The sequence below is a fragment of the Yersinia enterocolitica subsp. enterocolitica genome (genome assembly GCF_901472495.1).
Taxonomy (GTDB): Bacteria; Pseudomonadota; Gammaproteobacteria; order Enterobacterales; family Enterobacteriaceae; genus Yersinia; species Yersinia enterocolitica.
In genome coordinates this window covers 3672871-3692086 of record NZ_LR590469.1, presented here as the reverse complement: position 1 = coordinate 3692086, position 19216 = coordinate 3672871, and the positions used below count along the sequence as shown (strand labels likewise).

Sequence of the window (19216 nt, the reverse complement as noted above, 5' to 3'; positions counted from 1 at the left end):
CCGGCATTCCCCTTACAGGTGGCAGCCGGTCACTGGCCAACATCGTTACTCCCGCCAAGCTCCAGACAAGCAATTTTCCCGATAAACCACATTGGATCTATAACCACATTGGTAGGAATTGCTATGTCTAATAATATCACCACTAAGAATCCATCCCGCCCACGTAAAGCGCAACGTGAGGAAGCTCAACAGTTTATTGATACCTTGCAAGGTGTCACTTTCCCCAACTCACAACGTATTTACCTGCAAGGCTCACGACCCGATATTCAAGTGCCACTGCGCGAGATCCAACTCAGCCCAACATTGATCGGCGGCGGCAAAGACTCACCTCACTATGAAGATAACGAAGCCATTCCGGTGTATGACACCTCCGGCCCTTATGGCGATCCCAGCGCGAAACTGGATGTCCATGCTGGTTTGCCCAAATTGCGCGATAGCTGGATAGCCGATCGTCAGGATACCGCGGCACTGACTTCCGTTAGCTCTGGTTTTACCCAACAACGTTTGGCTGATGAAGGTTTGGATCATTTGCGTTTTGAGCACCTTCCTCGCCCGAAGAAAGCCGTCAAAGGCAAATGTGTTACTCAATTACATTACGCTCGCCAAGGGATCATCACCCCAGAAATGGAGTTCATTGCACTGCGAGAAAATATGGGGCGTGAACGTATTCGCGGCGAAGTTTTGCGCCAGCAGCATCCGGGCCAATCATTTGGTGCACATCTGCCCGATAATATCACCGCAGAATTTGTCCGACAGGAAGTCGCTGCGGGGCGAGCCATCATTCCAGCAAATATTAACCACCCCGAATCTGAACCAATGATTATTGGTCGTAACTTTTTAGTGAAAGTGAACGCCAATATCGGTAACTCTGCTGTGTCCTCTTCCATTGAGGAAGAAGTGGAAAAATTGGTGTGGTCTACCCGCTGGGGTGCTGACACCGTGATGGACTTGTCCACTGGCCGCTATATTCATGAAACCCGTGAATGGATACTGCGTAATAGCCCGATTCCTATTGGCACGGTCCCCATCTATCAAGCGCTGGAAAAAGTGAATGGGGTGGCAGAAAACCTCACCTGGGAAATGTTCCGCGACACCTTGCTAGAGCAGGCTGAACAAGGTGTCGATTACTTCACCATTCATGCTGGCGTACTGCTACGCTATGTACCGATGACCGCCAAACGGCTGACCGGTATTGTCTCTCGTGGCGGGTCGATTATGGCGAAATGGTGCCTTTCTCATCATCAGGAAAACTTCCTGTACCAGCATTTCCGCGAAATTTGCCAAATTTGTGCCGCCTATGATGTTTCATTATCACTTGGTGATGGTTTGCGCCCTGGTTCTATACAGGATGCCAATGATGAAGCCCAATTTGCCGAACTGCATACCTTGGGAGAATTGACCAAAATTACCTGGGAATATGATGTGCAGGTGATGATAGAAGGCCCTGGGCATGTGCCAATGCAGATGATTCGCCGCAATATGACCGAAGAGTTGGAGCATTGCCACGAAGCGCCATTTTATACCTTAGGCCCGTTGACCACGGATATTGCCCCCGGCTATGACCATTTCACCTCCGGTATCGGGGCGGCGATGATTGGCTGGTTTGGCTGCGCCATGTTGTGCTATGTCACACCGAAAGAGCACCTTGGCTTACCTAATAAAGAAGATGTAAAACAAGGGCTTATTACTTATAAAATCGCCGCTCATGCCGCTGATTTGGCCAAAGGCCACCCCGGCGCGCAGATCCGCGATAACGCCATGTCAAAAGCTCGCTTTGAATTCCGCTGGGAAGATCAGTTCAATCTGGCGCTTGATCCTGAAACAGCACGGGCCTATCACGACGAAACCCTGCCGCAAGAATCTGGCAAAGTCGCTCACTTTTGTTCTATGTGTGGGCCGAAGTTCTGTTCGATGAAGATTTCGCAAGAAGTGAGAGATTATGCAGCCAAGCAAGAACAGGCCGCAGCTCAACCCATTGAAGTACTGCAATCGGGTATGGATCAGATGTCAGCCGAGTTCCGCTCTCGTGGCAGTGAGTTGTATCTCAGCCCGGTGAATCTGAAAGCGGAGGCTGATAATGAAACCATCTGATACACCTATCTTCTCGGCCCAGAAGGGTTTTCCGACGACTGAACAGCGCCTTGGCTTGTATCCGGTCGTCGATTCTGTGCTGTGGATAGAACGCCTGCTGGCGGCAGGGGTAACCACTATCCAATTACGTATCAAGGATTTAGATGATGCTCAGGTAGAACAGGATATTGCTGCCACAATTGCATTGGGCAAACGCTATCAAGCACGCTTATTTATTAATGATTACTGGCGACTGGCGATTAAGCATGGCGCTTACGGGGTGCATCTGGGGCAGGAAGATTTGGAGACCACTGATTTGGCCGCCATACAACAAGCCGGATTGCGGCTCGGGGTATCTACTCACGATGAGCGCGAACTGGCGATAGCTAAAGCGGTGCGGCCTTCTTACATCGCAATGGGTCATATCTTCCCCACACAAACCAAGCAAATGCCGTCATCCCCTCAAGGGCTGGCGGTGCTCAAACAGATGGTGGAAAACACACCGGACTACCCCACCGTCGCTATCGGTGGCATCAGTATTGAGCGAGTCCCCGCCGTATTGGCTGCCGGCGTGGGCAGTGTGGCTGTCGTTAGCGCCATTACTCAAGCTGAGGATTGGCAGCAAGCCACGGCACAATTACTACGTCTGATTGAGGGCAAGGAGCTGAGCGATGATAAACAAGCATGAGCTGAGTGACAGTGAATTCTTGCGCTACAGCCGCCAGTTGTTGCTGGAAGATATTGGCCCAGAGGGCCAGTTGAAACTGAAAAGTGCCTGTGTGCTGATTATCGGTCTGGGCGGCCTTGGTTCACCTGCTGCGCTCTATTTGGCGGCCGCTGGTATCGGCAAATTATTACTGGCTGACGATGACCAATTGGATCTGAGCAATTTACAGCGCCAAATCCTGTATCGTACCACCGATATCAACCAGACCTCTGCCAGTAACCAAACTAAAGTGCGGTTAGCCCAGCGTCATTTGCAAAATCTTAATCCGCTGGTTGAGATTGTCAGCTTCGATATACGGCTGACAGATGCGGCACTGGCTGATGCGGTGGCAAACGCTGATTTGGTGCTCGATTGCAGTGACAACATGACAACCCGCCATCAGGTAAATGCAGCCTGTATCACCGCACAAAAGCCCTTAATCAGCGGCAGTGCCGTGGGATTCAGCGGGCAACTGCTGGTGATTGAACCGCCTTATTCTCAAGGCTGCTACGCCTGCCTCTATCCCGATAAGGAATTGCCGCAGCGTAATTGTCGTACTGCTGGCGTATTGGGGCCGGTGGTCGGCGTCATTGGTACCTTGCAAGCACTGGAAGCCATCAAGATATTGGCTGGGCTGCCGTCGGCACTGAGTGGGAAATTGCGCTTATTCGATGGCAAGCAGCAAAGCTGGAGCACCTTGCAACTGACGCGAGCGGAGCATTGCCCTGCCTGTGGAGGCTCACAGTGAAGAGTAATCATATAAACATTGTGCTTAATGATCAGCCACTTGAGGTGGAATGCACCATAACCGTTGAAAAATTGCTCCAACAACTGAACCGCCATCAGCCGGGAACAGCGCTGGCGGTCAATCAGGTCATCGTCCCTCGCCCTGACTGGGAAAAATGCCAGTTACACGCGGGTGATAACATTTTGCTATTCCAAGCGATTGCCGGGGGCTGACATGCTGAAGATCGCCGATACCACTTTTACCTCACGTTTATTTACCGGTACGGGCAAATTTGCCACGGCTGAATTGATGCTGGAAGCACTACGCGCCTCAGGGTCACAACTGATTACTATGGCGATGAAACGGGTTGATTTGCGGGCAGGGAACGATGCCATTCTTGCGCCGTTGCGCCAGCTAGGCGTGCGCTTACTGCCGAATACCTCTGGCGCTAAAACGGCTCAAGAAGCTGTGTTTGCTGCCCGTCTGGCGCGCGAAGCACTGGGTACCCATTGGGTAAAACTGGAAATTCATCCGGATGTGAAGTATTTGCTGCCCGATCCAATAGAAACTCTGAAAGCCGCCGAAATTCTGGTGAAAGAGGGATTTGTGGTTCTTCCTTACTGCGGCGCAGACCCAGTATTGTGCAAGCGGCTGGAAGAAGCAGGTTGCGCTGCCGTTATGCCATTGGGTGCACCGATTGGCTCAAATTTGGGCTTACGTACCCGCGACTTTCTGCAAATTATTATCGCGCAGGCCAAAGTGCCCGTGGTGGTTGATGCCGGTATTGGTGCGCCAAGCCATGCACTTGAAGCTATAGAACTAGGCGCTGATGCCGTGCTGGTCAATACCGCGATTGCTGTTGCTCGCTCACCGGTAAAAATGGCTCATGCATTTCGCTTAGCGGTAGAGTCTGGCGAATTGGCGTGTCAGGCAGGGCTGGGCAACCGACAATTTGATAGGGCAATAGCCACCAGCCCACTGACCGGTTTTCTTAGCCAGCTTGAGGAAGAAAATCATGTCTGAAGGGTTCAGCCAGCGCTGGCAGCAATTGAATTGGGATGATATTTCTCTGCGCATCAACAGTAAAACCGCCGCTGATGTTGAGCGGGCCATTAATGCCGTCAAACCGAATCGCGACGATTTAATGGCGTTGATTTCGCCCGCGGCACTGGCTTATCTGGAGCCAATGGCGCAGAAAGCCCAACAGCTGACGCGCCAGCGTTTTGGCAATACCGTCAGTTTTTATGTGCCGCTTTATCTTTCCAATCTGTGCGCCAATGATTGTACTTACTGCGGTTTTTCGATGAGCAATCGCATCAAGCGCAAAACATTGGATGAAACTGAAATCATCCGTGAGTGTGAAGCCATCAAAGCACTGGGCTTCGAACACTTACTGCTGGTCACCGGTGAGCATCAGGCAAAAGTGGGAATGGATTATTTCCGGCGTCATTTTCCAACTATCAGCAATCAATTCAGCTCGCTAATGATGGAAGTTCAACCATTGGCACAAGAGGAGTATGCGGAGTTAAAAACGTTGGGATTAGACGGTGTGATGGTTTATCAGGAAACCTATCATCCGGCGACTTATCAGCAACATCATTTGCGCGGGCATAAGCAAGATTTTCACTGGCGGCTGGCAACGCCTGATCGCCTGGGACGAGCGGGGATCGATAAGATCGGATTAGGTGCGTTGATTGGCTTGTCGAGCAGTTGGCGCACCGACTGCTACATGCTGGCGGAGCATCTGTTTTACCTGCAACAAACTTATTGGCAGAGTCGCTACTCAATTTCATTCCCACGTTTACGCCCGTGTGCCGGGGGAATTGCGCCCGCTTCTCTGATGAGCGAACCACAATTGCTGCAACTGATTTGTGCTTTCCGCCTGTTTGCACCGGATGTGGAACTATCACTCTCGACTCGTGAATCACCGTTCTTCCGCGATAACGTGATTCCGCTGGCGATAAATAATGTCAGTGCGGGGTCGAAAACGCAGCCGGGCGGATATGCCGATAACCATCCAGAGCTAGAGCAATTTGCCCCCCATGATAATCGAACGCCTGAGCAGGTGGCTCAGGCACTAACGCTGGCAGGGCTACAACCCGTATGGAAGGATTGGGATCGTCATTTTGGGCGCATATCCCAATAAACTTCGTGCTTTCTTTCTGAAAAATAAGCAAAAAAAACCGCCCCGAAAGGAGTAATGCCGATCAGTTAAGGATCGGTTGACCGATCCAGTGGTTGTGTAAGAATCCGGAAATGTTCTTCGTTTCCGGATTTTTTTATGCACATCGGACAGGCTCTTGATCTCGTTTCCCGCTACGACTCACTGCGTAACCCACTGACCACACTGGGAGATTACCTCGACCCCCAGCTCATCTCCCGTTGTCTTGCCGAATCCGGCACGGTGACTCTGCGCAAGCGCCGCCTGCCGCTGGAAATGATGGTCTGGTGCATTGTCGGGATGGCACTCGAGCGTAAAGAACCTCTTCATCAAATCGTTAACCGGCTGGATATCATGCTGCCGGGCGATCGCCCCTTCGTGGCCCCCAGCGCCGTTATCCAGGCACGGCAAAGGCTGGGAAGCGAGGCTGTTCGCCGGGTATTCTCACAAACGGCGCAGCTGTGGCATGGCTCCGTCACCCATCCTCACTGGTGCGGTCTGACGTTGCTGGCCGTGGATGGCGTGGTCTGGCGAACACCAGATACGCCAGAGAACGATACCGCCTTCCCGCGCCAGACTTATGCCGGACACCGGGAAATCAAGCAGACAATGCAACTGAGCAGACTGACGCTGCGGAGTAAAAAGCCGGAGCTTGTTGAGCAGGAGCTATGGGGAGTGCTGCTGGCCTATAATCTGGTGCGTTATCAGATGATTAAGATGGCGGGAGCGCTGAAAGGATACTGGCCGAATCAGCTGAGCTTCTCAGAATCGTGCGGGATGGTGATGCGGATGACGCTACAGGGAGCTTCACCAGGTCGCATCCCGGAACTGATGCGGGATATGGAGAGCATGGCGCAGATGGTGAAGTTACCGATAAGAAGAGAAAGAGCCTTCCCGAGGGTGGTGAAGGAAAGGCCGTATAAATATGGAAAAGCCAGGAACAAAAATGCCAGTCAGTTGCTTAACTGACTGGCATTACCCCGAAAGGAGCGGTTTTTACGTTGGTGACGAACAAAGAGATTAGTCTTTGCTGTTACCAAAACCAGCGTTGAGCAATTCAGCCAGGTTAGCAGTCGCTTCGTCCGCGCTCACTTGCGGAACTACTGGTGCTTCACCCTGTGCTTTACGGCGCATACGATCCTGATGATAAGCGTAACCGGTACCGGCTGGGATCAGACGGCCCACGATGACGTTTTCTTTCAGGCCACGCAGTTCATCACGTTTACCGGCAACTGCCGCTTCAGTAAGAACGCGCGTGGTTTCCTGGAACGAAGCCGCAGAGATGAAGGACTCGGTCGCCAGGGATGCCTTGGTGATACCCAGCAGGTCACGTGTGAACGTAGCCTCAATTTTGCCTTCAGCTGCCAGCTTACGGTTAGCGATTTTAACGCGAGACATTTCTGCCTGCTCGCCTTCCAGGAAGTCGGTGCTACCTGCATCAACGATGGTGCCTTTACGCAGCATCTGACGAACGATAACTTCGATGTGTTTATCGTTAATCTTAACGCCTTGCAGACGGTAAACTTCCTGCACTTCGTTGGTGATGTAACGAGTTACCGCGTGAACGCCACGCAGACGCAGAATGTCGTGTGGAGATTCTGGGCCATCGGAAACCACGTCACCGCGTTCTACAATTTCACCTTCGAACACGTTGAGCTGACGCCATTTCGGAATCATCTCTTCGTATGCATCGCTACCATCCAACGGTGAGATAACCAGACGGCGCTTGCCTTTGGTCTCTTTACCGAACGAGATGATCCCGCTGATTTCAGCCAGGATTGCAGGCTCTTTCGGACGACGTGCTTCGAACAAGTCAGCAACACGTGGCAGACCACCGGTAATATCCTTGGTACCGCTTGATTCCTGAGGAATACGCGCCAGGGTATCACCCGCACCGATCTGAATACCGTCTTCCAGCTGTACAATCGCTTTACCTGGCAGGAAGTATTGAGCAGGCATATCAGTACCTGGGATCAATACGTCGTCGCCTTTGGCATCAACGATTTTCAGTGCCGGACGCAGGTCTTTACCGCTACCGGTACGCTCTGCGCTGTCCAATACCACCAGAGAAGACAAACCAGTCAGTTCGTCGGTCTGGCGTGTAATGGTCTGGCCGTCAATCATGTCCGCGAAGCGGATGAAACCGCTCACTTCGGTCACAACTGGCATGATGTGCGGATCCCAGTTAGCAACGGTTTCGCCGCCTTGGACTTCTGCGCCATCGCCTTTAGCCATTACAGCACCGTAAGGCACTTTGTAGCTTTCTTTAGTACGGCCGAATTCGTCGATCAGTTTCAGCTCGGTATTACGAGAAGTAATAACCAGCTTGCCCGCTGCATTGGTAACGAACTTGACGTTGCTCAGTTTCAAGCTGCCTTTGTTCTTAACCTGAATGCTGGACTCTGCTGCCGCACGAGATGCCGCACCACCGATGTGGAACGTACGCATCGTAAGCTGGGTACCCGGCTCACCGATGGACTGTGCTGCAATAACACCAACCGCTTCACCTTTGTTGATGATGTGACCACGTGCCAGGTCGCGACCATAGCAGTTTGCACACACACCAAAGTCAGTTTCACAGCTTACTACTGAACGAACTTTAACGCTGTCGACGGAGTTTTCTTCTAACAGATCACACCATTTTTCGTCCAACAGGGTGTTACGTGGAACCAGAATATCAGCCGTACCCGGCTTGATAACTTCTTCAGCGGTCACACGACCCAGAACGCGATCGCGCAGTGGTTCTTTAACATCACCACCTTCGATAACCGGGGTCATCACGATACCGTTATGGGTACCACAATCGTCTTCGGTTACGACCAGATCCTGTGCCACGTCAACTAAACGACGGGTCAGATAACCAGAGTTCGCAGTTTTCAATGCGGTATCCGCCAAACCTTTACGCGCACCGTGGGTTGAGATGAAGTACTGAAGTACGTTCAAACCTTCACGGAAGTTCGCGGTGATTGGCGTTTCAATGATCGAGCCATCTGGCTTAGCCATCAGACCACGCATCCCTGCCAGCTGACGAATCTGTGCCGCAGAACCACGCGCACCGGAGTCGGCCATCATAAAGATGCTGTTGAATGACACTTGCTGTTCAACAACGCCGTCACGGTTGACAACATCTTCTACAGACAAGTTATCCATCATCGCCTTAGCAACACGTTCGTTAGCCGCGGCCCAGATATCGATCACTTTGTTATAACGTTCGCCTGCTGTTACCAGACCGGATTGGAACTGTTCCTGGATCTCGGCAACTTCAGTTTCAGCTTCTTCGATGATCCCTGCTTTCGCTTCTGGGATAACCATGTCATCGATACCTACAGAGGCGCCTGAGCGTGCTGCGTAAGCAAAACCGGTGTACATGATCTGGTCAGCAAAGATAACCGTTGGCTTCAAGCCCAGGATGCGGTAACAAGTGTTCAGCATCTTGGAGATAGCTTTTTTGCCCAGCGGCTGGTTAACGATAGAGTAAGGCAGGCCTTTCGGGACGATCATCCACAAAATAGCACGGCCTACAGTCGTATCGATAATGCTGGTACGCGAAGTGCTTTCGCCTTCGGTATTACGAATTTCTTCGGTAATACGGACTTTTACCCGCGCATGCAGAGATGCCAGGCCGGCGCGATAAATACGCTCAGCTTCTTTCGGGCCAGTCAGTACCATGCCTTCGCCTTTGGCGTTAACACAGTCACGGGTCATGTAATACAGACCCAATACAACGTCCTGAGAAGGAACGATGATTGGCTCGCCGTTCGCTGGTGACAGGATGTTGTTAGTAGACATCATCAACGCACGTGCTTCTAACTGAGCTTCCAGTGTCAGCGGTACGTGAACAGCCATTTGGTCACCGTCGAAGTCGGCGTTATATGCCGCACAAACCAGTGGGTGCAACTGGATTGCTTTACCTTCGATCAGAACCGGTTCAAACGCCTGGATACCCAAACGGTGAAGGGTTGGTGCACGGTTCAGCAGCACTGGGTGTTCGCGGATAACTTCATCCAGGATATCCCAAACAACCGCTTCTTCACGCTCAACCATCTTCTTGGCGGCTTTAATGGTGGTAGCAAGACCACGCAATTCCAGCTTGCCGTAGATGAACGGTTTGAACAGCTCAAGAGCCATTTTCTTCGGCAGACCGCACTGATGCAGACGCAGGTATGGGCCAACGGTAATAACCGAACGGCCTGAGTAGTCAACACGTTTACCCAGCAAGTTCTGACGGAAACGACCTTGCTTACCTTTGATCATGTCAGCCAGTGACTTCAACGGACGCTTGTTAGAGCCGGTAATCGCACGACCACGACGGCCGTTATCCAGCAATGCATCTACTGCTTCTTGCAGCATACGCTTTTCATTGCGCACGATGATGTCCGGAGCAGCCAAGTCCAGCAGGCGTTTCAGACGGTTGTTACGGTTGATCACGCGACGATACAAATCGTTCAGATCAGAAGTCGCAAAACGACCGCCATCCAACGGAACCAATGGACGCAGATCTGGCGGCAGCACAGGCAGCACAGTCAGGATCATCCACTCTGGCTTGTTGCCAGACTGTACGAACGCTTCCAGCAGCTTGATACGCTTGGTCAGCTTCTTACGCTTGGTTTCAGAATTTGTTTCGTTCAATTCTTCGCGCAGGATCTCGCACTCTGCTTCCAGATCCATGTTTTTCAACAAGGCCTGAATAGCTTCGGCGCCCATCTTCGCGTCGAACTCATCACCAAACTCTTCCAACGCGTCCAGATACTGCTCTTCAGTCAGGATCTGACGACGTTCCAGGTTGGTCATACCGCCTTCAATAACCACATAGGATTCGAAGTACAGTACACGTTCGATGTCACGTAATGGCATATCCAGCAGCAAACCGATGCGGGATGGCAACGATTTCAGGAACCAGATGTGCGCAGTCGGAGAAGCCAGTTCGATGTGACCCATACGCTCACGGCGTACTTTGGTTTGAGTCACTTCAACGCCGCATTTCTCACAAATAACACCGCGGTGTTTCAAACGCTTGTACTTACCGCACAGGCATTCGTAATCTTTTACTGGGCCAAAGATACGGGCGCAGAAAAGGCCGTCACGTTCTGGTTTGAACGTACGGTAGTTAATGGTTTCCGGCTTTTTAACTTCACCGAATGACCAGGAACGGATCATGTCTGGCGAGGCCAGAGCAATTTTGATCGCATCAAACTCTTCGGTCTTAGTTTGCGCTTTCAGAAACTTTAATAAGTCTTTCACGGATTGGCTCCTGTCGGAGTTAGACCTGATAGGCGCTCAAACCTAAGCATGTAAAAACCTAAGTTTGAGCGCCCCTGTGACCAGTGCGAACCACCAGCAAGCTCCCGGCTATGAGAGCTTGCCGTCTGGCGAAGAATTACTCTTCTTCCAGCTCGATATTGATGCCCAGCGAGCGGATTTCTTTCAACAATACGTTGAAGGACTCCGGCATGCCTGGTTCCATACGGTGATCGCCATCCACGATGTTTTTGTACATCTTGGTACGGCCGTTTACATCGTCGGACTTGACGGTAAGCATTTCCTGCAATGTGTACGCGGCGCCATAAGCTTCCAACGCCCACACTTCCATCTCACCGAAGCGCTGACCACCGAACTGAGCCTTACCACCCAGCGGCTGCTGAGTAACCAGGCTGTAAGAACCGGTAGAACGCGCATGCATCTTGTCATCAACCAAGTGGTTCAGTTTCAGCATGTACATGTAGCCGACAGTAACCTGACGTTCGAATTGCTCGCCGGTACGGCCGTCAAACAGAGTAATCTGACCAGAAGTTGGCAAGCCACCCAGCTGTAACAGTTCCTTGATTTCTTTCTCTGTCGCACCATCGAAGACTGGTGTTGCGATTGGCATACCTTTTTTCAGGTTCTCAGCCAGACGCAGTACTTCGTCATCGGTGAAGGTGCTCAGATCAACTTTCTGACAAACACTATCGCCCAGATCGTAGGCTTTCTGGATGAACTCACGTAGTTTGGCAACTTCTTCCTGCTTTTTCAGCATGGCGTTGATTTTCTCGCCGATGCCTTTCGCTGCCATCCCTAAGTGGGTTTCCAAAATCTGACCGATGTTCATACGCGATGGTACGCCCAGCGGGTTCAGAACGATGTCTACCGGCGTACCGTTTTCATCGTAAGGCATATCTTCGATCGGGTTAATCTTAGAGATAACACCTTTGTTACCGTGACGACCGGCCATCTTGTCACCCGGTTGAATCTGACGTTTAACAGCCAGATACACTTTGACTATCTTCAGCACACCTGGTGCTAAATCATCACCTTGGGTGATCTTACGACGCTTGGCATCCATCTTCTTCTCGAATTCGGATTTCATTTCGTCGTACTGCTCTGCCAACTGTTCCAGCTGGTTTTGCTTGTCTTCGTCAGTCAGGCCAAGTTCCAGCCAGCGGTCACGTGGTAATTTACTCAGCTTGTCAGCTTCGATGCCACCAGAAACCAGTACTGCATGGATACGTGCAAACAGGCCCGCTTCCAGGATCTGCAACTCTTCAGTCAGGTCTTTCTTAGCCTGCTTCAGTTGCATCTCTTCGATTTCCAATGCACGTTTGTCTTTTTCTACGCCGTCGCGAGTAAAGACTTGTACATCGATAACCGTACCGGAAACACCGTTTGGAACACGCAGAGAAGAGTCTTTAACATCAGACGCTTTCTCACCGAAGATCGCACGTAACAGCTTCTCTTCTGGGGTCAGTTGGGTTTCACCTTTAGGTGTTACCTTACCAACCAGAATGTCGCCGCCAGTCACTTCAGCACCGATATACACGATACCGGATTCATCCAGTTTGGAGAGTGCAGCTTCACCCACGTTCGGGATGTCAGCAGTGATCTCTTCTGGCCCCAGCTTGGTGTCACGAGACACACATGCCAGTTCCTGAATGTGGATAGTTGTGAAGCGATCTTCTTGCACCACGCGCTCGGAGACCAAGATGGAGTCTTCGAAGTTGTAACCGTTCCAAGGCATGAACGCTACACGCATGTTCTGACCCAATGCCAGTTCGCCCAAGTCTGTAGATGGGCCATCTGCCAGCACGTCACCGCGCTCGATTGGCTCACCCAGATTCACACACGGCATCTGGTTGATACAGGTGTTCTGGTTAGAACGGGTGTATTTGGTCAGGTTATAAATATCAATACCTGCTTCGCCCGGATACATCTCGTCTTCGTTAACTTTAATCACGATACGGGATGCATCTACGTACTGAACGGTACCGCCACGTTTGGCTACAGAGGTTACCCCTGAGTCAACCGCTACCGCACGTTCCATACCAGTACCCACCAACGGCTTATCAGCACGCAGAGTAGGAACTGCCTGACGTTGCATGTTCGCACCCATCAAGGCGCGGTTGGCGTCATCGTGTTCCAGGAATGGAATCAGAGAAGCACCAACGGACACCACCTGTTGAGTGGAAACGTCCATGTAGTCAACTTGATCGCGGCTAAACAGGCTTGATTCGCCTTTGCTACGACAAGTGACTAAGTCTTCAATGAAGCGACCGTCTTCGTCCAGGTTGGAGTTCGCCTGAGCGATAACGAAGTTGCCTTCTTCAATAGCAGACAGATAGTTAATTTCATCGGTCACCACACCATCGCGCACGCGACGATAAGGGGTTTCCAGGAAACCATACTCGTTGGTCTGTGCGTACACGGACAAGGAGTTGATCAGACCGATGTTTGGACCTTCTGGCGTTTCGATTGGACATACGCGACCGTAGTGAGTCGGGTGTACGTCTCGAACTTCAAAGCCAGCACGTTCACGGGTCAAACCGCCCGGGCCCAATGCAGAGATACGGCGTTTATGCGTAATCTCAGACAACGGGTTGTTCTGGTCCATAAATTGTGACAACTGGCTGGAACCAAAGAACTCTTTCACCGCAGCCGAAATCGGTTTGGCGTTGATCATATCCTGAGGCATCAGTGTGTCGAGGTCGCCCAGAGACAAACGCTCTTTAACTGCACGCTCAACACGAACCAGACCAACACGGAACTGGTTTTCAGCCATTTCACCAACGGAACGAATACGACGGTTGCCTAAGTGGTCGATATCATCCACTTCGCCTTTACCGTTACGGATATCGATGAGTTTCTTCATCACTTCAGTGATGTCTTCTTTGCTCAGGATACCGGAACCTTCGATCTCGTCGCGTAGCAGTGAACGGTTGAACTTCATCCGGCCAACCGCTGACAAATCATAGCGGTCTTCAGAGAAGAACAGGTTCTCAAACAGGTTTTCAGCTGCTTCACGTGTTGGTGGCTCACCAGGACGCATCATGCGGTAAATCTCAACCAAAGCGCTCAGACGATCGCTGGTTGGGTCAACACGCAGGGTCTCGGAGATATAAGCACCGTGATCCAGGTCGTTGGTGAACAATGTTTCGATTTGCTTGTGACCTGCCTGGCTCAGTTTAGCCAGCAAATCCAGTGACAGCTCCATGTTGGCTGCACAGATAAGCTCACCAGTGTTCTCATCGATGTAGTCTTTAGCGACCACTTTACCGGCAATGTATTCAACCGGAACTTCGATGCGATCAATGCCGTCTTTTTCAAGCTGGCGAATATGACGAGCAGTAATACGGCGCGCTTTCTCGACGTAAACTTTGCCATTCGCTTCAATATCAAAGGATGCCGTTTCACCGCGCAGGCGCTCAGGAACCAATTCCATCTGCAGCTTGTTGTCACGAATCTCAAAGACCACTTTTTCAAAGAACAGATCAAGGATCTGTGCAGTGGTGAAATTCAATGCACGCAGAATGATGGTTGCCGGCAACTTACGACGACGGTCAATACGGACAAACAGGTTGTCTTTCGGGTCAAACTCGAAATCTAACCATGAACCGCGGTAAGGGATGATACGTGCGTTATACAACACTTTACCCGATGAATGGGTTTTACCCTTATCGCTGTCAAAGAATACGCCAGGACTACGATGCAGCTGAGATACGATAACCCTCTCAGTACCATTAATGACAAAGGTACCGTTTTCGGTCATGAGTGGAATTTCACCCATGTAGACTTCTTGTTCTTTGATGTCTTTGACCGTACCTTCCGGGGCTTCGCGCTCATAGATGACCAGGCGCAGTTTTACGCGCAGCGGTGCGGAATAAGTCACACCACGGATCTGGCACTCTTTGACGTCAAATACTGGCTCACCAAGACGGTAGCTAACGTATTGCAGCTCCGAATTGCCGCTGTAGCTCTGGATTGGAAAAACAGAACGGAATGCTGCTTCCAGACCGTACTGCCCTTCAGGATCTTGCTCGATAAATTTCTGGAACGAGTCAAGTTGGATAGAAAGGAGATAAGGTATGTCCAAAACTTGTGGACGTTTACCAAAATCCTTACGAATACGTTTTTTCTCGGTATAGGAGTAAACCATAGGGTTCCTCAGCTCGCTGAAAAGTCGACCCACTCTGTCTGCCCTGAAACCAGGACAGGTCGTGCAACACTATTATTTAGAACGAGAAGTCGAAACACTCCTCGGAATACTCTTTTCTATCACTCTTAAACCATTTCATCGCGTTACTTTAACTACCGAGCTACCCGAGTGGGTCGTAGCTGAGAACGCAGTATATTAAGTCGTCAATAGAAAGGAATATTAGGGGTTAGTTAGCCGCTAAACAGTGTGAAATGCGACTAACGCCCTACAGCGCAAAAAGGCTGATGACTAAAAAGTCACCAGCCATCAGCCTATAAGTCAGGCTGCGAACTCAAAGCTTAACTTACTTGATCTCAACAGAAGCACCAGCTTCTTCCAGAGATTTTTTCAGAGACTCAGCTTCGTCTTTGTTCACGCCTTCTTTCAGAACTGCAGGTGCAGATTCAACCAGGTCTTTAGCTTCTTTCAAGCCCAAGCCAGTTGCGCCGCGAACAGCTTTGATAACTGCAACTTTGTTGTCGCCGAATGAAGCCAGAACAACGTTGAATTCAGTTTGTTCTTCTACAGCTTCAGCAGCAGCAGCAGGACCTGCAGCAACAGCAGCAGCTGAAACGCCGAATTTCTCTTCCATAGCAGAGATCAGTTCAACGATTTCCATTACAGACAGAGCTGCAACGCCTTCCAGAATTTGGTCTTTAGTGATAGTTGACATAACAATTGTTCCTAAAATACAGAAATAGTTTATACGTTAAAAAGCAATGACTAAAAAAGTGAGGGCAATTAAGCCGCTTCAGCTTCTTTCTGGTCACGCAGCGCAGCCAGAGTACGAACCAATTTGCCAGCAGCGGCTTCTTTCATGGTTCCCATCAGACGTGCGATTGCTTCTTCGTAGGTTGGCAGAGTTGCCAGGCGGTCGATCTGAGCCGCAGGGATTAACTCGCCTTCAAAGGCTGCTGCTTTAACCTCAAATTTCGCATTATCTTTAGCAAAAGCTTTGAACAAACGAGCAGCTGCGCCCGGGTGTTCTGAAGAGAATGCAATCAAGGTTGGACCAACAAACGTGTCTTTCAGGCACTCAAACGGAGTCCCTTCAACTGCGCGTGACAGCAAGGTGTTACGAACAACTTGCATGTGAACGCCAGCTTCACGACCTGCTTTACGCAGTTCAGTCATTTTATCAACGGTAACGCCACGGGAATCCGCAACAACCGCAGACAGCGCACCTTTGGCTACTTCTTTAACTTCAGCAACAATCGCTTGTTTGCCTTGAAGATTTAGTGCCATTAGTTCTTGCTCCTGGATTAACCGGGGATTAATTCCCCGGAACTCACGTCACCCAAAACATTACTAAATTGTAATGAACGGGCGTTGAAACACGGTGAGCAGAATCCAGCAAAGACCATTCTTTTTTATTCTTGATAAACAAAAAAATAAAAAAATGCTTCAGGTTCTGTCACCGTCTACGCAGGAAATTAAGTGTTTTACAACACACCTGCGGTCTTGGACGGAGGCTTGGATAAGGCCAAGCTCCAACCGAAAAATTCTGTTTCTCTGCAGATCGGACATTTGTGATTAACAAATAAGCCATCAACAGAAGCATGGGCGTAAGATTCTAGACAAACCTTACGCCCACGTAAAGCGATAAAAGCAATTAGTGATTAGTTCACTACTGCTGACAGGCCGCTTTGATCAATAGCAACGCCGGCGCCCATGGTGGTGGACAGGCTGATTTTCTTGATATAAACGCCTTTCGCTGTAGCAGGTTTAGCACGCTTCAGCGCAACAACCAGAGATTCTAAGTTTTCTTTCAACTTCTCTGAGTCGAAATCAACTTTACCAATGGTAGTGTGGATAATACCGTTTTTATCGTTGCGATAACGAACCTGACCTGCTTTAGCATTCTTAACTGCTTCAGCAACGTTAGGAGTAACAGTACCCACTTTAGGGTTTGGCATCAGGCCGCGTGGACCCAAGATTTGGCCCAATTGACCGACAACGCGCATTGCATCAGGGGAAGCAATAACAACGTCGAAGTTCATTTCGCCTTTCTTGATTTGATCAGCCAGATCTTCCATACCTACCAATTCAGCGCCTGCTTCTTTCGCAGCTTCAGCGTTTGCACCCTGAGCGAAAACAGCAACGCGGACTGAACGGCCAGTACCGTGTGGCAACACAGTTGCACCACGAACGTTCTGGTCAGATTTACGTGCGTCGATACCGAGGTTAACGGCAACGTCCACGCTTTCTACGAATTTAGCAGTAGCCAGCTCTTTCAGCAGGGCAACAGCTTCGTTGATATCATATTGCTTAGTAACATCAACTTTGTCACGGATCACGCGCATGCGCTTGGTCAGCTTAGCCATTTATTAACCCTCCACTACCAGGCCCATGGAACGAGCAGTACCTTCAATTGAACGCATCATGTCGTCAATTGAAGCACCAGTCATATCCGCAGCTTTGGTTTCTGCGATTTCACGGACCTGAGCACTGGTCACAGTCCCTACTTTGTCTTTGTTCGGCTTGCCGGAACCAGACTTAATACCTGCCGCTTTTTTCAGCAGAACTGCTGCTGGCGGGGTTTTAGTAACGAAAGTGAAAGAGCGGTCAGAATAAACTGTAATAACAACAGGGATTGGCAGGCCTTTTTCAATGCTTTCAGTCTTAGCATTGAACGCTTTACAGAATTCCATGATGTTAACACCCTGCTGACCCAATGCTGGGCCAACTGGTGGACTTGGGTTCGCCATACCAGCTGCAACTTGCAGCTTGACATAGGCTTGTACTTTCTTAGCCATTTACGATTTCCTCGATTTGGGTAATATCGCCTCGCGTTCGAGGCTCCCCGTGTTTTGTCTCGCTATTATTTACTATGAAATAAGTTGTCACGGATGACAAAAAGCAAGACATCTAAAAACAAAAGGCGCGAAATTATATTGTAATCTCACGCCTAAGACAAGACTCAAATTTCAACCAATGGCGAAAAATGAATCAGCCTTTTTCTACCTGACTGAAATCCAGTTCAACCGGAGTTGCACGGCCAAAAATGGAAACAGACACTTTCAAGCGGCTCTTTTCGTAGTCCACTTCTTCAACAACACCGTTGAAGTCTGCAAACGGACCATCGCTAACACGAACCAACTCACCTGGCTCAAACAGTGTTTTAGGACGTGGTTTATCACCCACTTGTTGAAGACGATTCATAATCGCATCAACTTCTTTATCACTGATTGGTGCCGGACGATCGGATGTACCACCGATAAAGCCCATTACACGAGGCACGCTACGCACTAAGTGCCAGCTGGCGTCATTCATCACCATCTGAACCAGTACATAGCCTGGGAAGAATTTACGCTCACTCTTACGACGTTGACCGCCACGAATCTCGACGACTTCTTCCGTTGGAACCATGACTTCGCCAAACAGCTCTTCCATGTCATGTAACTTGATATGCTCACGCAGCGATTGTGCTACGCGGCCTTCAAAACCGGAAAACGCCTGAACGACGTACCAACGCTTTTTTGGTGCTTCAGACATCTTAGAACCTCAGGCCAGTAATAAATGATACCAGGCGGACCAGAATACCATCCAGCCCCCATAGAATCAGTGACATTACAGCAGTTACCGCAGCAACGATTAACGTTGTGTGCAGAGTTTCCTGACGGGTAGGCCAAATCACTTTACGCACTTCCGTGCGTGCTTCACGAGCAAACGCTACAGTGGCTTTGCCTTTTGCCGTCATCAATGCAACAGCACCGGCAACAGCGATAATTACTACAACTGCCAACGCGCGCAGCGGCAGGCTGAAATCACGGTAATAATAATTACCAACTATAGCTGCAACTAACAGTACAGCAACGATTAGCCATTTAGCCGTTTCCAGGCCGCGTCCGCTCCCTGGAGCCTCGGTATTCGCACTCATAAACCAACCTGTCACTATGATTCAGAACAAACAACTTTGCTTCGCACCGCAAAGCAAACCAAGCCGAAGGATGCTCTAGACTCTCTCTAATCAGCACCACTCAGCACTATCCGCCGTACTTCCAGAGCCCATCTCACCAGTAATTATGATGAAAAAACCACTGATGAGATAGGTTCTAGTATGACAACGTAGAAAAAGGGCATCAAATGATGCCCTTTTATCGCATG

At 50.2% G+C, this 19216-nt stretch carries 15 protein-coding genes; 7 read left to right on the top strand and 8 right to left on the bottom strand.

Translation table 11 applies throughout. The features are described 5' to 3' along the window. Nucleotides 1–123: 123 nt before the first annotated feature. The 7 genes from thiC (at nucleotide 124) to FGL26_RS17480 (ending at nucleotide 6633) form a co-directional block, all read left to right on the top strand. Nucleotides 124–2091, top strand: a complete 1968-nt coding sequence (gene thiC / locus FGL26_RS17510; protein ID WP_005175678.1) for a phosphomethylpyrimidine synthase ThiC — start codon at nucleotides 124–126, stop codon at nucleotides 2089–2091. After that, a complete protein-coding gene (gene thiE, locus FGL26_RS17505) occupies nucleotides 2078–2758 on the top strand; it encodes a thiamine phosphate synthase (protein WP_005175680.1) in 681 nt (226 codons plus the stop codon). The genes thiC and thiE overlap by 14 nt, the downstream gene beginning before the upstream one ends. Then, nucleotides 2742–3524 (top strand): HesA/MoeB/ThiF family protein, encoded by a 783-nt coding sequence (locus FGL26_RS17500; RefSeq protein WP_005175682.1) that lies wholly within the window; start codon nucleotides 2742–2744, stop codon nucleotides 3522–3524. Before thiE ends, FGL26_RS17500 begins: the two co-directional genes overlap by 17 nt. Continuing rightward, a complete protein-coding gene (gene thiS, locus FGL26_RS17495; protein WP_005175685.1) occupies nucleotides 3521–3736 on the top strand; it encodes a sulfur carrier protein ThiS in 216 nt (71 codons plus the stop codon). The genes FGL26_RS17500 and thiS overlap by 4 nt, the downstream gene beginning before the upstream one ends. 1 nt (nucleotide 3737) lies before the next feature. Continuing rightward, entirely contained in the window at nucleotides 3738–4526 is a 789-nt protein-coding gene (locus FGL26_RS17490) for a thiazole synthase (protein WP_005175687.1), read from the top strand. Further along, a complete protein-coding gene (gene thiH, locus FGL26_RS17485) occupies nucleotides 4519–5649 on the top strand; it encodes a 2-iminoacetate synthase ThiH (protein ID WP_005175689.1) in 1131 nt (376 codons plus the stop codon). The genes FGL26_RS17490 and thiH overlap by 8 nt, the downstream gene beginning before the upstream one ends. Before the next feature lie 135 nt (nucleotides 5650–5784). After that, nucleotides 5785–6633 (top strand): transposase domain-containing protein, encoded by an 849-nt coding sequence (locus FGL26_RS17480; RefSeq protein ID WP_032912914.1) that lies wholly within the window; start codon nucleotides 5785–5787, stop codon nucleotides 6631–6633. A gap of 51 nt (nucleotides 6634–6684) precedes the next feature. Here the strand turns inward: FGL26_RS17480 and rpoC are convergent, their stop codons facing one another. The 8 genes from rpoC to secE form a co-directional block, all read right to left on the bottom strand. After that, a complete protein-coding gene (gene rpoC, locus FGL26_RS17475) occupies nucleotides 6685–10905 on the bottom strand; it encodes a DNA-directed RNA polymerase subunit beta' (RefSeq protein ID WP_005175699.1) in 4221 nt (1406 codons plus the stop codon). Nucleotides 10906–11041: 136 nt separating this feature from the next. Beyond that, nucleotides 11042–15070, bottom strand: a complete 4029-nt coding sequence (gene rpoB / locus FGL26_RS17470) for a DNA-directed RNA polymerase subunit beta (RefSeq protein ID WP_005175701.1) — start codon at nucleotides 15068–15070, stop codon at nucleotides 11042–11044. A 343-nt stretch (nucleotides 15071–15413) separates the two neighbouring features. Continuing rightward, nucleotides 15414–15782 carry a 50S ribosomal protein L7/L12 gene (rplL, locus tag FGL26_RS17465; protein ID WP_004876762.1) on the bottom strand — a complete coding sequence of 123 codons (369 nt, stop codon included), beginning with the start codon at nucleotides 15780–15782 and terminating at the stop codon, nucleotides 15414–15416. Between the two features lie 68 nt (nucleotides 15783–15850). Next, nucleotides 15851–16354 (bottom strand): 50S ribosomal protein L10, encoded by a 504-nt coding sequence (rplJ, locus tag FGL26_RS17460; protein ID WP_005165800.1) that lies wholly within the window; start codon nucleotides 16352–16354, stop codon nucleotides 15851–15853. 374 nt (nucleotides 16355–16728) lie between these two features. Next, nucleotides 16729–17433 carry a 50S ribosomal protein L1 gene (gene rplA / locus FGL26_RS17455; protein ID WP_005165803.1) on the bottom strand — a complete coding sequence of 235 codons (705 nt, stop codon included), beginning with the start codon at nucleotides 17431–17433 and terminating at the stop codon, nucleotides 16729–16731. Nucleotides 17434–17436: 3 nt separating this feature from the next. Beyond that, nucleotides 17437–17865, bottom strand: a complete 429-nt coding sequence (gene rplK, locus FGL26_RS17450) for a 50S ribosomal protein L11 (protein ID WP_004393384.1) — start codon at nucleotides 17863–17865, stop codon at nucleotides 17437–17439. Between the two features lie 193 nt (nucleotides 17866–18058). Beyond that, nucleotides 18059–18604, bottom strand: coding sequence for a transcription termination/antitermination protein NusG (nusG, locus tag FGL26_RS17445; RefSeq protein WP_002210671.1), 546 nt, complete (start codon nucleotides 18602–18604; stop codon nucleotides 18059–18061). 1 nt (nucleotide 18605) lies between these two features. Continuing rightward, nucleotides 18606–18989 carry a preprotein translocase subunit SecE gene (secE, locus tag FGL26_RS17440; protein ID WP_004704671.1) on the bottom strand — a complete coding sequence of 128 codons (384 nt, stop codon included), beginning with the start codon at nucleotides 18987–18989 and terminating at the stop codon, nucleotides 18606–18608. Nucleotides 18990–19216 lie beyond the last annotated feature (227 nt).

Excerpts from the sequence above, each read along its gene's own strand:
- FGL26_RS17480 (WP_032912914.1), top strand. The coding sequence starts at position 5,785 with ATGCACATCGGACAGGCTCTTGATCTCGTTTCCCGCTACGACTCACTG.
- thiH (WP_005175689.1), top strand. The coding sequence starts at position 4,519 with ATGTCTGAAGGGTTCAGCCAGCGCTGGCAGCAATTGAATTGGGATGAT.
- FGL26_RS17500 (WP_005175682.1), top strand. The coding sequence starts at position 2,742 with ATGATAAACAAGCATGAGCTGAGTGACAGTGAATTCTTGCGCTACAGC.
- thiE (WP_005175680.1), top strand. The coding sequence starts at position 2,078 with ATGAAACCATCTGATACACCTATCTTCTCGGCCCAGAAGGGTTTTCCG.
- rplK (WP_004393384.1), bottom strand. The coding sequence starts at position 17,865 with ATGGCTAAGAAAGTACAAGCCTATGTCAAGCTGCAAGTTGCAGCTGGT.
- FGL26_RS17490 (WP_005175687.1), top strand. The coding sequence starts at position 3,738 with ATGCTGAAGATCGCCGATACCACTTTTACCTCACGTTTATTTACCGGT.
- rplJ (WP_005165800.1), bottom strand. The coding sequence starts at position 16,354 with ATGGCACTAAATCTTCAAGGCAAACAAGCGATTGTTGCTGAAGTTAAA.
- secE (WP_004704671.1), bottom strand. The coding sequence starts at position 18,989 with ATGAGTGCGAATACCGAGGCTCCAGGGAGCGGACGCGGCCTGGAAACG.
- rplA (WP_005165803.1), bottom strand. The coding sequence starts at position 17,433 with ATGGCTAAGCTGACCAAGCGCATGCGCGTGATCCGTGACAAAGTTGAT.
- rplL (WP_004876762.1), bottom strand. The coding sequence starts at position 15,782 with ATGTCAACTATCACTAAAGACCAAATTCTGGAAGGCGTTGCAGCTCTG.
- thiC (WP_005175678.1), top strand. The coding sequence starts at position 124 with ATGTCTAATAATATCACCACTAAGAATCCATCCCGCCCACGTAAAGCG.
- nusG (WP_002210671.1), bottom strand. The coding sequence starts at position 18,604 with ATGTCTGAAGCACCAAAAAAGCGTTGGTACGTCGTTCAGGCGTTTTCC.
- rpoB (WP_005175701.1), bottom strand. The coding sequence starts at position 15,070 with ATGGTTTACTCCTATACCGAGAAAAAACGTATTCGTAAGGATTTTGGT.